Below are 14,041 nucleotides of genomic sequence, written 5' to 3'. Positions count from 1 at the left end.
CTGAGGCGCCTCGGCGCCGGAGTCGTCGCGCCGGGCCGGTTCAGCCGCGCGGGGGCACGGTGACGACGGTGAGCGCGAGCCCGTCGCGTACCTGCCAGCGGCCGTCGAAGCCGGTGAGCGGGGGGCCGGCCGTCGTGGTGCCCGGGACGAGCAGGCGGGCGGCGAAGGTGCCGTCCAGGCGCAGGGTGATGTGCGCGTCCTGGAAGCCGAGCCAGCGGCCGGTGAGCGGGGACCAGGCCTTGTAGACGGACTCCTTGGCGCTGAACAGCAGCCTGTCCCAGGGGACGTCGGGCCGGTGGGCGGTGAGTTCGCGCAGTGCGGCGCGTTCGGCCGGGAGCGTGACGAGGTTCAGTGAGCCCTCGTCGTTCAGTGGTGCGGCCGGTTCGGCGTCGATGCCGAGGGAGGCCACCGTCGTGTTCTCGGCGACGGCCGCCGCCCGGTATCCGTCGCAGTGCGTGAGGCTGCCGACCATGCCGTCGGGCCAGCGGGGCGCGCCCCCGGTGCCGGGGAGGATCGGTGCGGGAGGTCGGCCATAACTGGCCAGAGCGGTGCGTGCGCAGTGGCGGACCGTGGTGAATTCGTGCCTCCGCTTGGCCACGGCCTTGGCGACCAGTGCCTCCTCCTCGGGGAACAGGAAGGGCTCGGCGCTGTCGTGGAAGGTGTCGACGGCGGTGACCAGCGGGGGAAGCAGCGGGGCGAGCAGGCCCGCGAGAGCGGGGCCACCGGTCGGAAGCAGGGTCATGGACGGTCACGGTACCGGTGCCCGGCACGCGCCCTCGAGCGGCGCTGGAGGCCGTATAGGCCAGATATAGCCAGTGAACGCACGCTCGACTCATTCGAACGGATGGGGGCAGCATGCCGGACCAAGAGGCACAGGTGGCACTGGTGACCGGGGGGTCGCGCGGGATCGGGCGGGCGGTGGCCACCCGGCTCGCACGGGACGGCTTCGACGTGGCCATCTGCTACCGCTCCGACGACGCGGCGGCGGAGCAGGTCGAGAAGGAGATCCTGGCGGCGGGACGGCGGGCGCTGATCCGCCGCGTCGACGTCGCCGACCGGGTCGGTGTCCGGTCGTTCGTCGCGGACGTCGAGGCGGGGCTGGGACCGGTGTCCGCGGTCGTCACCTCCGCGGGGATCACCCGCGACAGGCCGCTGGCGCTGATGTCGGACGACGAGTGGGACTCGGTGCTGCGCACCAACCTCGACGGAACGTACAACCTGCTGCGCTCGGTGGTCCGTTCGATGATCCGGCGGCGGGCGGGCACGGTCGTGACCCTCTCGTCCGTGGCAGGGGTCGTCGGCAACGCGGGACAGACGAACTACTCGGCCTCGAAGGCCGGGATCATCGGACTGACGCAGGCGCTGGCCAAGGAGTTCGGCCGCTACGGAGTGCGTGCCAACGCCGTCGCACCGGGCTTCATCGACACGGAGATGGTCGCCGGTGTGCCGGAGGCCGTCGCGAAGGACGCCCTGACCCGCATCCCGATGGGGTGCTTCGGCACTCCCGAGCAAGTGGCCTCGCTGGTCTCCTTCCTGGCTTCCCCGCAGGCCGAGTACATCACCGGCCAGGTGGTCCGGATCGACGGGGGCATGGCACTGTGACCGCCTCCTCGGAGACCTGGTTCCGCAGGTACGCGCGGACGGGCGAACCGCGGCTGCGGCTGGTCTGTTTCCCGCACGCCGGCGGCAACGCCCAGCTGTTCCACGGCTGGCCCTCGCGGCTCCCCGCCGACATCGAGGTCCTCGCGGTCCGGTACCCGGGCAGGCAGGAGCGGATGGGCGAGCCGTGCGTCGAGTCGATGGACGAGCTGGCCGGCCGGATCTCCGAGGCGCTCATCCCGTACGGCGACCTGCCGATGGCCCTCTTCGGCCACAGCATGGGCGCCGCGGTGGCCTACGAGGTGGCGGTGCGGCAGGAGGCCGGCGCGGGCGAGGGCCCGGTCCGGGTCCTGCTCTCGGGGCGCAACGCCCCGCACCGGACCTCTCCCACGACCCTGCACAGGGCCGCCGACGACGTCCTGGTCGCCGGGGTGTCCCGGCTGGGCACCCTGGGCGGCGACCCGTACGCGGTCCCGGAACTGCGTGAGCTGCTGCTGCCCGTACTGCGCTCCGACTACAGGCTCATCGAGACCTACCACCCGCACAGCCCGGTGGCGCTGCGCGCTCCGATCGTCGCGTACCAGGGCGACAGGGATCCGGGCACCTCCTACGAACAGTTGCTGGCCTGGGGGGAGTTGACGACCGGGTCCTTCGCGGTGCGGTCGTTCCCCGGGGACCACTTCTACCTCGCCCCCCGGGAGGCGGAGCTGACCGCGGACATCGCGGGGCGGCTGGCTCGGATCCCGACCGGCATGCAGGCCGGATAGCCGAAGGCTTCACCACAACAGCGAGAGGAGCGGCGCCGTGACGAGTCCGACGTCCTGGGCACCACTGGAGATCGAAGCGAAGGGTGAGGGCGGGACCGGCGAACTGCTGAGCCGCCTGGAGGAACTGGAACTCGGCCTGGGCGGGACCCTGGTCAAGGAGAAGGCACTCGTCTTCCGCGGCTTCGGGATCACCCCGCAGACGCTGGACACGGCCCTGGACCGGCTGCTGCCGAACCGGCTGGCGTACGTGCACGGCAACTCGCCGCGCACCAAGGTCGGCGGCAACGTCTACACCTCGACGGAGTACCCGCAGGAATTCACCATCTCGATGCACAACGAGATGAGTTACGCCCACGCCTGGCCCTCCCGGCTGGCCTTCTTCTGCCAGGTCCAGCCGGGCTCCGGCGGGGCCACCCCGGTACTGGACGCCGAGCGCTGGCTCGCCGTCCTGGACCCGGAGGTGCGTGAGGCCTTCGCCGGCGGTGTGCGCTACGTGCAGAACCTGCACGACGGCTACGGCCTCGGCAAGAGCTGGCAGGACACCTTCGAGACCGGCGAACGGGCCGACGTGGAGGCGTTCCTGAAGAACGCCGGAGCCGAGTGGGACTGGCGGCGCGACGGGAGTCTGCGCGTGGAGTCCCACCGTCCGTCCACGACCAGGCATCCCGTCACCGGCACCGAGGTGTGGTTCAACCAGGCCGACCAGTGGCACCCGGCCGGGCTCGGCGACGACACCGCGGCCGAGCTCGCGCAGATCCTGTCCGAGGACGAGCTGCCGCAGTCGGTGCGGTTCGCCGACGGCAGCCCCATTCCTCCCGAGTACGTCGCCCAGGTCCGCGACCGCGGGCTGGAGGCAGCCGTGGACGTCGACTGGCGCACGGGCGATCTGCTGCTCATCGACAACGTCCTGCTGGCCCACGGCCGGCGGCCGTTCACCGGGGACCGCCGCGTCCTCGTGGCGATGTCCGACTGACGCCCCGGCCCCGGGGCTGCCCCGACTTCTTCGACCACGGAGCGAGCTGACCATGACCATCACCTCGGAAGAGACACCCGCCGGCTGGGTGGGGAGCGGGACCGTGCCCGGGATGCGACGTCCCGCGGCCCCCGGCACCGGCATCCACGGCTACATCACCGAGAACCGGGCGGAGCTGCGCGAGCTGCTCACCCAGCGCGGCGCACTGCTGCTGCGCGGATTCGAGGTCGGCGGTGTCGACGGCTTCGACGGCACCGTCCGGGCGTTCTCCGGCACGCCGCCGCTGGCGTACGCCGAGCGCTCCTCGCCCCGCAGCACCATCAAGGGGCAGGTCTACACCTCGACCGACTATCCGCAGAACGAGGAGATCTTCCTCCACAACGAGAACTCCTACCAGGCGGTCTGGCCGCGGACGCTGTACTTCTTCTGCGTCGAGCCGCCCGTCACGCAGGGCGCCACCCCGCTCGCCGACATCCGGCAGGTGCTCAGGTCGGTCGACCCGCAGGTGCGCGCGGAGTTCGAGGCACGTGGCTGGCAGGTCGTGCGCAACTTCCACGCCGGGTTCGGAGTGCCCTGGCAGGAGGCCTTCAACACCTCGGACAAGGACGCCGTCGTGGCGTACTGCAAGGAACGCAGGATCGAGGCGGAGTGGCGGCCCGACGGTGGTCTGCGCACCACCGCGGTACGGCAGGCGGTGCACCGTCATCCGGTCACCGGCGAGGAAGTGTGGTTCAACCACGCGACGTTCTTCCACGTCAGCACCCTGGCCCCGGAGGTCGGCGCAGGTCTGCGCGCGATCTTCGCCGACGAGGACCTGCCGACGAACACGTTCTACGGGGACGGCGGGGTCATCCCCGACGAGGTGACGGACCACCTGCGCGCCGCCTACCGCTCGGCGGCGGTCCGCTTCGACTGGCAGCGCGACGACGTCCTGGTCGTCGACAACATGCTCGCCGCGCACGCGCGTGAGCCGTTCACCGGACCGCGGCGCATCGCCGTGGCCATGGCAGAGCCGTCCGACGCCTGAAGCCCGACGGCTGTCGGACCTATGGGGAGTTGAGGGAGACATGTTCGAGTTCAAGACGTACGGATCACGGATCTCCGGACTGGCCGTGTACCGGCCGGCCAGGCTGGTGTCCAACGAGGAACTGGCACCGCTGACGACGGTCTCGCCGCAGTGGATGGAGAGCCGGACCGGCATCAGGACCCGTCACCACGCCTCCGACGAGGAGGACCTGGTCACGATGTCGGCGGCCGCGGGCGAGAAGGCCGTCGTCTCGGCCGACATCGACCCGGGCGAGATCGACCTGACGATCGTCGCCAGCGCCACCCGCCGCCGCCGTATGCCCGGTATCGCCCCCGAGGTGGCCAGCCGTATCGGACTGCCCAACTCCGGTGCGTACGACCTCAACGCGGTCTGTGCCGGCTTCACCTACTCGCTGGCCATGGCGTCCAACGCCGTGCGTCTCGGCGAGGCGCGCAACGTCCTGGTCGTCGGCGCCGAGCGGACGAGTGAGTGGATCGACCCCGCCGACCCCGACACGTTCGTCATCTTCGGTGACGGTGCCGGAGCCGCGGTGGTGTCCCGCTCGGACCAGCCCGGCATCGGCCCGGCGGTCTGGGGCAGCGACGGCGCACGGCACGACGTGCTCGGCATCACCGAGAAGGCGGACGGCCGGGAGTACGTCACCATGAACGGCCCGCTCGTCTACAAGTGGTCCACGGCCACCATGCCGGAGGTCGCCCACCGGGCGTGCGCCGCCGCCGGGATCACGATGCAGGACATCGACTGGTTCGTGCCGCACCAGGCCAACAACCGCATCATCAAGACGCTCGCCGCGAACCTGGACCTCCCGCCTGAGCGCGTCGTCAACGACGTCGTCGACACCGGGAACACCTCGGCGGCCTCCGTGCCCCTGGCCCTGAGCAGGCTCAAGGACAGCGGCCGCAGCACCCCCGGCGAGAACGTCCTGCTGCTCGGCTTCGGTGCCGGCCTGACGTACGCCGGCCAGGTCGTCCGGATGCCGTGACCGGCACCGGCGAACCCCCCAGAACCCCCGCACTCCCCCCGCACGCACATCCACGCGCACACACCTATGGAGAGACGAAGGCCATGACCAGAGACGAACTGATTGTCGAGATCATCAACCTCACGCTGCGTACGGCGCCGGACCTGGAGGGCGAGGTCACCGCCGATTCCAGCTTCGACGAGCTCGGCATGGACTCCCTCACCCGCATCGACCTCCTGGCCGCCGTGGAGAAGGCCTTCAACCAAACAGTGCCCGACGAGCGGGTCGGCGACCTGCTGCGCGTCAGTGACGTCGCGGACTTCCTGACGGCAAACAAGGCAGGAGTCTGACCCATGGGCCACACGGACCCCATAGGCGGGGCGATGCCTCTGTCGGTGGGCCAGGAGGGGCTATGGCTGCTCCACAAACTGGCTCCCGACAGCGCGACCTACAACCTCGCGGGTGGTGTCCGGATGGAGCCCGCGCCGGACCCGGAGGTCCTGGCGCGGGCGGCCCGGGCGCTCACCGAACGGCATCCGATGCTGCGTTCGGTGTACGTCGAGGCCGACGGCAGTCCCCGCCGGCTGGTGAAGAACCCCGGCGACATCGGCGAACTCGTCGTGCGTGACGTACCTGACGCGGACGACGACGAGCTGCGGCGACTCGTCGCGGCGGAGGCGGGCACCCCCTTCCGGCTCTCGGAGGACGGGCCGTTCCGGGTGGTGCTGTGGCGCCGCCGTACCGACGCCGTACTGCTGGCGCTCACCCACCACATCGCGACCGACGCCATCTCGCAGTGGATGCTGTGGCGCGACCTGCTGGCCGCGTACGAGGCGTTCGCCGAGGGCAGGGAACCCGGCTGGGCTCCCGTCGCCGTCGACTACGACCACTTCGTCGAGAGCGAGCGCGCCCTGCTCGAATCCTCGCGCGGCAGGCGGCAGGCGGAGTTCTGGCAGGAGCAGGTCGAAGGTTCCGCACCCGCGGAACTGCTGACCGACAAGCCCCGGCCGGCCGTCGCGTCGTTCACCGGTGCCAGCCTCGTGCGCCGGCTGCCCGACGAGCTCGCGGAGCGGCTCAGGCGTGCCGCCGCCGAGCAGGAGATCTCGCAGTTCGCCCTGGCGCTCGGCTCCCTGCAGGCCCTGCTGAACCGCTGGACCGGACAGACCGACTTCCTCGTCGCCTGCCCGGCCTCGGTGCGCCGCTCGGCCGCCAAGGACGTCGTCGGCTACTACGTCAACCCGGTCCTCATCAGGGCCGTGTTCGACAGGAACACCCCGCTGGGCGAGGTGACGGCCGCCGCCAACGAGCGCCTCAGGCAGGCGACCGCCCGGGCCACGTACCCGTTCCCCCTGGTCGCGCAGGCCGCGGCGGCCTCCGGGCCGCTGTTCCGGATCTCCATGACCATGGTCACCACGGACCGCTTCGGTTCCGAGCTGGCCGGTGCGGTCGCCGGCGTACCCCTCGACGTGGCCGGTCTGACCACCACCTACCTGGAGATCCCGCACCTCGAGGGCCAGTGCGACATCACCTTCGAAGTCACCCGTGACGCGCAGGGGCTCACCATCGCCCTGCGCTACGACACCGCGCTCTTCGAGCGGGACACCATGGACCGGCTGTTCGACCAGCTCATCCGCTTCATGACCGCCGCCGGGGACACACCCGAGCGCCCGGTCTCCCGGATCCCGCTGACGGACGCCGCCCAGAAGCGTTCCCTGCTCGCCCTGGGCAGCAACTCCGGCGACGGATCATGAAGCAACCCGTGCTCCGCGGCATTCTCGACGGTGTGGGCAACACGCACCTCGTCGAACTGGGCGGGCTGCTGCCCCGCTTCGGGTCCCGCGTCTTCGCCAAGCTCGAGGCGTTCAACCCCGGCGGCAGCGTCAAGGACAGGTCGGCGCTGTCGATGCTGCTCGGCAGGATCCGCAGCGGGGAACTGGTACCGGGCAGGTCCACGGTCGTGGAGTCGAGCTCCGGGAACCTGGCGATCGGCATCGCACAGATCTGCCGGTACTTCGGGATCGACTTCATCTGCGTCGTGGACCCCAAGACCACCCAGCAGAACCTGGCGATCCTGCGCGCCTACCGGGTCACGGTCGAGATGGTGACCGAGGTCGACCCGGACACCCGCGCCTATCTGCCCGTGCGCCTGGCGCGGGTACGCGAGCTCGTGGCCGCGACACCCGGCGCGTACTGGCCCAACCAGTACGCCAACCCGCTCAACCCCCGGGCCCATGTGCAGACCATGCGGGAGATCGCCGAGGCACTGGACGACCGGGTGGACTACCTGTTCTGTTCGACCGGTACCGGCGGCACCATGACCGGCTGCGCCCAGTACATCCGGGAACGCGGACTCCCCACCACGCTGGTGGGGGTCGACGCGATGGGCAGCGTGCTGTTCGGCGGCCCTTCGGGCCCGCGGCTGCTGCCCGGACACGGGGCGGCGATCAAGCCCCCGCTGTTCGATCCGACGCTGGCCGACGAGGTCGTGCTCGTCAACGACCTCGACTGCGTCGTCGCCTGCCGGACCCTGACGCACCGTGAGGCGATCCTCGCGGGCGGCTCGTCGGGAGCGGTGACCGCCGCACTCGGGAAGATGGCCGACCGCATTCCGGCCGGCAGTAACTGCGTGATGATCTTCCCCGATCGCGGCGACCGCTATCTCGACACCATCTACTCCGACGACTGGGTGCGCGCCCACTTCGGAGAGGTCTCACACCTGTGGAACGAACCCGAACACACATTGGCGGTGGGCGCATGCTGATCATCAAGCACGGTGAAGTGGCCGGGCTGCTGGCCGGACGTGAGAAGGAGGTCATCGACCTCGTCGCCGAGGCGTACAAGCGCCACGACGAAGGCCGCACGGCCCTGCCGCACTCCGTCTTCCTGCGATTCCCCGAGCGTCCCAGGGACCGGATCATCGGCCTCCCCGGCTACCTCGGGGGCGACACCGAAGTCGCCGGGATGAAGTGGATCTCCTCCTTCCCCGGCAACGTCGCCGCCGGCCTGCAGCGGGCCAGCGCCGCAATCCTGCTGAACTCGCTGGAGACCGGACACCCCGAGGCGCTCATCGAGGGCTCGCTGATCTCGGCCAGGCGCACCGCGGCCTCGGCCGCGCTCGGCGCGCGGATGCTGCTCGGCGACCGCAGGCCGTCCGGGATCACGCTCATCGGCACGGGTGTCATCAACCGTGAGGTGCTGCGCTTCCTGGCCGCCGAGCGGCCCGAGCTCGACTCCCTGGCCGTCCACGACACGGACATGGAGCGGGCCAGGCGCTTCACCGCGGATCACGCCAGGCTGCTGCCGGGCGCGAAGATCCGCCACTGCGCCACGCTCGACGAGGCACTGGCCGCCCACGACCTGGTGTCCTTCGCGACGACGTCGGCCTCGCCGTACACCGGCCTGGACGCCTGCCCGCCCGGCACCGTCGTGCTCCACATCTCGCTGCGCGACCTCACAGTGCCCGCCGTACTGGGCGCGCACAACATCGTCGACGACCCCGACCACGTGTGCCGTGAGCAGACCTCACCGCACCTCGCGGAGCAGCACACCGGAGGGCGCGACTTCGTCGACGCCTCCATCGGCGCGCTGCTGCGGGGCACCGCCCGGCTGGAACCGGAAGCCGGGAAGCCGCTCGTGTACTCGCCGTTCGGCCTCGGCGTCCTGGACCTGGCGCTGGCCGGCTTCGTCCGGGACGAGGCGCGAAAGGGCGGCATCGGCACCCGTATCGACGGGTTCGTTCCTGCGCCGACGCCCTAGGAAGGCTCCCGGACCCGGGTCACCGCCACTGAACGCTGCAACTGATCAACACCTCTGGAGAAGAGATGTCTGTCCCGCTGCACGAACTGATCGCCCAGCAGACCGTCCGTACCCCCCACGCCATCGCGGTCGACGACGCACAAGGGTCGATGACGTACGCGCAGCTGGACCGCCGCGCGAACGGGATCGCGCGGTTGCTGCGCGGGCGCGGTGTCCTCCCCGAGACGAGGGTGGCCGTCTGCCTGCCGCGCGGGCGTGAGCTCGTCGCGGCGCTCCTGGGCGTCTGGAAGGCCGGCGCGGCCTACGTGCCGCTGGACGCCGGCCACCCGGCCGAGCGCATCGCCTGGATGGTCGCGGACAGCGGCGCGCGGACGGTCCTGACCGTCGGCGAGTCGGCCGGGGTTCTGGACGGTGTCGTACCCGACGGTGTCGTGCTCCTGGACGCGGCCGGCGGCGACGCCGACGCCGAACCGGTGGAAACGGGCCCGCAGCACGCCGCGTACATCACGTACACCTCGGGCTCGACGGGCCGCCCGAAGGGCGTGCTCGTCGAGCACGGCGGGATCGCCAACCGGGTGGCCTGGTCGGTCGCCCGCCAGGAACTCGCCGCGGACGACCGGGTGTTGCAGAAGACCGTCCTCACCTTCGACGCGGCGGCCCTGGAGCTCTTCGCGCCGCTGGTCGCGGGCGGCACCGTCGTGATGGCCCCCGAAGGCGCCGAATCGGACCCCGCGCTCCTCGTACGGACGGTGGCCGACCGGAACATCACAGTCCTGCAGGGCGTGCCCTCCGTGCTGCGGCTGCTCGCCGAGGAACCCGCCTGGTCCGAGTGCACCGGGCTGCGGCTCGTCCTGTCCGCGGGTGAGGCGCTCGACGCCGAACTGTGCCGCAGGCTCGGCGAACCCACCGGTGCCAAGGTGTGGAACACCTACGGCCCCACGGAGTGCTCCATCGACGTCACGGGCCAGGAGTTCGACCCGGAGCTGCACACCGAGGCCGTGCCGATCGGCCGGCCGGTCGACAACATGCGTGTGTACGTGCTCGACGAGGAGCTCGACCCGGTCCCGATCGGTGTCGTCGGCGAGCTGTACGCCGGGGGCATCGGCGTGGCACGCGGCTACGTCGGCAACCCGGCGCAGACCGCGGAGAGGTTCGTACCGGACCCGCACGGCCCGGCGGGCAGCCGCATCTACCGCACCGGCGACCTCGCGCGCTGGCGCTCCGACGGCGCACTCGCCTACCTCGGCCGCGTGGACCACCAGGTCAAGGTGAACGGCGTCCGCATCGAGCCCGCCGAGGTGGAGGCCGCACTCAACGCGCACCCCGACATCCGGGGCGCCGTGGTCGGCGCGTACACCGTCGGCGGCGGAAAGCGGCTCGTCGCCCATCTGGTGACCGCCCGCCGCATACCCCGGGACGAACTGCGCAGCTTCCTGCGCAAGCGGCTCCCCGAGCCCATGGTCCCGGCCCTCTTCGTACCCGTCGACGCCTTCCCGCTGACCAGCAACGGCAAGATCGACCGCAAGGCACTGCCGGACCCCGAGCAGCCCGGCACGCGGACCGCGGGGGAGGGGCCGGAGTACACCGCTCCCCGCACCGTCGCGGAACGCCTCGTGGCCGAGGTGTGGGAGCAGCTGCTCCAGGTGGAACGGGTCGGCGTGCACGACGACTTCTTCGCCCTCGGCGGCTCCTCCCTCGTCCTGACCCGGCTGGCCGACGCACTGGGCAGGGCCTCCGGGGACAGCATCCAGCTGCGCGGGCTCTTCGCGGCCTCCACGGTCGAGGCCCAGGCCAAGCTCCTGGAGGAGGCGCGGCCCGCCGTACCCGAGGTGGTACCGGTGGGACGCGACACCCCTCTGCCGCTCTCCTTCGGACAGCACCGGCTGTGGTTCCTGGACCGCATGCACCCGGGCAGCGCCGAATGGGTCGCGCCGCTGTTCCTCCGGCTGCCCGCCGGCACGGCCGCCGACACGGTCCAGTCCGCACTGGACACGCTGGAGACCCGCCACGAATCCCTGCGCACCCGGTACGTCCTCCAGGGTGAGGAGCCCCGCCAGGTGGTGGCCCCGCCCCAGCCGGTCGAGCTGCGCGTGGTGGACGCGAGCGAGGCGGAGATCGAGGACCTGTTCGGGGAGCAGTTCGCCCGGGGCTTCGACCTGAGCGACGGGCCGCTGTGGCGGGCTCTGCTCGTACGGGTTCCCCTCGGCGGCCCCGTGCTGCTGGTCACGACCCACCACATCGCGAGCGACGGCTGGTCGACGGTGCTGATGGACCGTGAGATCCGCGAGCTGTGCGCCGCCGCCGCCGAGGACCGGACACCGGAACTCGCCGAACTCCCTGTGCAGTACGCGGACTACGCGGCCTGGCAGGCCGCCCGGTCCGACGACACGGTCCTGGACCGCGAACTCGACTACTGGAAGAACGCGCTGCGCGGCATGCCCGAGCTGCAGCTGCACACGGACCGGCTGCGCCCGGCCCGGCGCGACGGGCGGGGCGAGGGCGTGCGCTTCTCCGTGCCGGCCGGGCTCGCCGACGCCCTCAGCGGCATCGGGCGGAAACACGGCGCGACCCAGTACGCGACCCTGCTGGCCGTCTTTGCCGCACTGCTCTCGCGGCACAGCGGACAGGACGACTTCGGCATCGGGAGCCCGGTCACCGGGCGGCTCAGGCCCGAGACCCAGGGCACGGTCGGCTTCTTCCTCAACTCGCTCGTCATGCGCTGCGACCTGACCGGCGACCCGACCTTCGGTGAGCTGCTGGGACGCACGAAGGACACGGCCATGGCCGGCTTCGCGCACCAGGAGCTGCCGTTCGAACGGCTGGTGGACGAGCTGCAGCCGGTCCGCGACCTGTCCCGTACCCCGCTCTACCAGGTCGCCTTCGACCTCCAGGACGAGGGCGCCACCTCGGTGGCCGCCGACGGGGTGCTGATGGACGCCTTCCAGGGCGCCTGGCGGGTGGCGAAGACCGACCTGACGATGTTCGTGTGGCGCCAGGCCGACGGCTCGCTGAACGGTGCGCTGGAGTACGCGACCTCACTGTTCGACCGGCCCACCGTGGAGCGTATGGCCGACCACTTCGTGCGGCTGGTCGAGGGCGTGGTGGCGGCACCCGAGGCGGCACTGTCCGCCATCGACATCACCTCGGTGCACGAGCACCGGCTCCTGCGGGTCTGGAACGACTCGGCGGTGGTGGTGCCGGAGGTGTCGGTGCCTGAGCTGGTGGGCCGCTGGGTTTCCGCGGTGCCGGGTGCGGTGGCTGTGGAGGCCGGTGGTCAGCGGTTGTCGTTCGCCGAGTTGGATGTGCGGGCGAATCGGTTGGCGCATCGTTTGCGTGCGGCTGGTGTGGGCCCGGAGTCGACGGTTGCGGTGCTGCTGGACCGTTCGGTCGATCTGGTGGTGTCGTTGCTGGCGGTGTGGCGTGCGGGTGGCGGCTTCGTCCCCATGGACCCGGTGCTGCCGGCCGGGCGTATCGCAGGGATGGTCGAGGACGCCCGGGTGACGGTCGCTTTGACGTCGGCTGCCTATGCGGATCGTTTCCCGGGTGTGGAGACGGTGCTGGCCGAAGGTGATGTGTCGTCGTTCCCGGAGTCGGCTCCGGATGTGGTTGTCGATCTGGATTCGGTGGCGTACACGGTGTTCACGTCGGGTTCGACGGGCCGGCCGAAGGGTGTGCAGGTTTCGCACCGCAGTCTGGTGAACCATGTGGACTGGGCGGTGCGGGAGTTGGTGGCGTCGGGTTCGGGTGGTGCGCCGGTGTTCTCGTCGGTGGCCTTCGACCTGGTGGTGCCGAATGTGTGGGCGCCGCTTGCCGCGGGTCAGCGTGCGTGGCTGTGGGACGGCGAGCTGACCGAGCTGGGCGAGAGCCTGGCGGAAGCCGGTCCGTTCTCCTTCATGAAGCTGACTCCGGGCCATCTCGAAGTGCTGTCGGGCCAGTTGTCCGACCAGCAGATCGAGGCTCTGACCTCGCGTGTGGTGGTTGCCGGCGAGGCGCTGCCGGGTGGTCTGGTGGAGCGTTGGCGCGTGTTGCTCGGCGAGGGCCGGGTGTTGAATGAGTACGGGCCGACCGAGGCGACCGTGGGCACGTGTGTGTTCCCGCTGGTGGAGGCGTTCGAGGGTGTGGTGCCGATCGGGCGTCCGCTGCCGAACATGACCATGCGCGTTCTGGATGCCGGTTTGCAGCCGGTGCCTGTCGGTGCGGTGGGTGAGCTGTTCGTCGGTGGTACCGGTGTGGCACGCGGCTACGCATACCGTCCAGGCGCCACCGCAGAGCGGTTCGTGCCTGATCCGTTCGGGCCGGCGGGTGCGCGTCTTTACCGCTCGGGTGACTTGGTGCGGTGGCGTAGTGATGGTGCGGTCGAGTTCCTGGGCCGTATCGATGATCAGGTGAAGGTGCGGGGGTATCGCATCGAGCTCGGTGAGATCCGTGCCGCGTTGGTCGCACATCCGCAGGTCACCGACGCCACCGTGGTGGTGTCCGAGGACCAGCGCCTCATTGCCTACGTCGTCGGCACCACGGACGCGCTGGCCGAGGGGCTCAGGGCTTCGCTCCCCGAGTACATGGTCCCGTCCGTCTTCGTCGGGCTCGACGCGCTCCCGCTGACGGCCAACGGCAAGATCGACCGCCGCGCCCTCCCCGACCCCGAGGCCACGGCCGCGGACGCGTTCATCGCTCCTGCTACGCCCACCGAGGAACGCATCGCCGCCGTCTGGCGCGATCTGCTGGGCAAGGAAGCGAGCACCCAGGACAGCTTCTTCGACCTGGGCGGGCACTCCATCCTCGCCGTCCGGCTGGTCTCGCGCCTGCAGAACGAGTTCGACCTCGACCTGCCGATGCGCGTCGCCTTCGAGAGCCCGACGATCGCGCAGCTCGCCGTGGAGATCGAGGACCGGATCCGGGCCGAGATCGACGCCGTACTCACCGAGTCCCACTGATTC

General features: G+C 70.9%; 11 protein-coding genes. 10 read left to right on the top strand and 1 reads right to left on the bottom strand.

What is annotated here, in order from left to right:
• Nucleotides 1-40: 40 nt before the first annotated feature.
• Nucleotides 41-703, bottom strand: a complete 663-nt coding sequence (locus ACFW9O_RS15795; RefSeq protein ID WP_384609655.1) for a 4'-phosphopantetheinyl transferase — start codon at nucleotides 701-703, stop codon at nucleotides 41-43.
• A gap of 152 nt (nucleotides 704-855) precedes the next feature.
• Here ACFW9O_RS15795 and fabG point away from each other — a divergent pair, with 152 nt between their 5' ends.
• From fabG to ACFW9O_RS15745, 10 genes are all read left to right on the top strand, one after another.
• Nucleotides 856-1,602 (top strand): 3-oxoacyl-[acyl-carrier-protein] reductase, encoded by a 747-nt coding sequence (gene fabG / locus ACFW9O_RS15790; RefSeq protein ID WP_329209894.1) that lies wholly within the window; start codon nucleotides 856-858, stop codon nucleotides 1,600-1,602.
• Complete coding sequence (locus ACFW9O_RS15785) at nucleotides 1,599-2,366, top strand: thioesterase II family protein (protein ID WP_384609548.1); 768 nt, start codon at nucleotides 1,599-1,601, stop codon at nucleotides 2,364-2,366. The genes fabG and ACFW9O_RS15785 overlap by 4 nt, the downstream gene beginning before the upstream one ends.
• A gap of 37 nt (nucleotides 2,367-2,403) precedes the next feature.
• Complete coding sequence (locus ACFW9O_RS15780) at nucleotides 2,404-3,339, top strand: TauD/TfdA family dioxygenase (RefSeq protein WP_384609545.1); 936 nt, start codon at nucleotides 2,404-2,406, stop codon at nucleotides 3,337-3,339.
• A 112-nt stretch (nucleotides 3,340-3,451) separates the two neighbouring features.
• A complete protein-coding gene (locus tag ACFW9O_RS15775; RefSeq protein WP_329215254.1) occupies nucleotides 3,452-4,366 on the top strand; it encodes a TauD/TfdA family dioxygenase in 915 nt (304 codons plus the stop codon).
• A 40-nt stretch (nucleotides 4,367-4,406) separates the two neighbouring features.
• Nucleotides 4,407-5,369: a beta-ketoacyl-ACP synthase III gene (locus ACFW9O_RS15770; RefSeq protein WP_384609541.1), complete on the top strand. Its 963-nt coding sequence runs from the start codon at nucleotides 4,407-4,409 to the stop codon at nucleotides 5,367-5,369.
• Nucleotides 5,370-5,452: 83 nt separating this feature from the next.
• Nucleotides 5,453-5,698: a phosphopantetheine-binding protein gene (locus tag ACFW9O_RS15765; RefSeq protein ID WP_329209902.1), complete on the top strand. Its 246-nt coding sequence runs from the start codon at nucleotides 5,453-5,455 to the stop codon at nucleotides 5,696-5,698.
• A gap of 3 nt (nucleotides 5,699-5,701) precedes the next feature.
• On the top strand, nucleotides 5,702-7,099 hold the full coding sequence (locus tag ACFW9O_RS15760) for a condensation domain-containing protein (RefSeq protein WP_384609538.1): 1,398 nt from the start codon (nucleotides 5,702-5,704) through the stop codon (nucleotides 7,097-7,099).
• Entirely contained in the window at nucleotides 7,096-8,109 is a 1,014-nt protein-coding gene (gene sbnA, locus ACFW9O_RS15755; protein ID WP_351171574.1) for a 2,3-diaminopropionate biosynthesis protein SbnA, read from the top strand. The genes ACFW9O_RS15760 and sbnA overlap by 4 nt, the downstream gene beginning before the upstream one ends.
• Complete coding sequence (gene sbnB / locus ACFW9O_RS15750) at nucleotides 8,103-9,104, top strand: 2,3-diaminopropionate biosynthesis protein SbnB (RefSeq protein ID WP_384609535.1); 1,002 nt, start codon at nucleotides 8,103-8,105, stop codon at nucleotides 9,102-9,104. Before sbnA ends, sbnB begins: the two co-directional genes overlap by 7 nt.
• Before the next feature lie 65 nt (nucleotides 9,105-9,169).
• Nucleotides 9,170-14,038 (top strand): amino acid adenylation domain-containing protein, encoded by a 4,869-nt coding sequence (locus ACFW9O_RS15745; protein WP_384609532.1) that lies wholly within the window; start codon nucleotides 9,170-9,172, stop codon nucleotides 14,036-14,038.
• Nucleotides 14,039-14,041: the final 3 nt, after the last annotated feature.

Source organism: Streptomyces sp. NPDC059499 (assembly GCF_042749285.1).
Taxonomy (GTDB): Bacteria; Actinomycetota; Actinomycetes; order Streptomycetales; family Streptomycetaceae; genus Streptomyces.
Note: the sequence above shows the minus strand (reverse complement) of the source record. Positions and strands in the feature narration are given on the sequence as shown.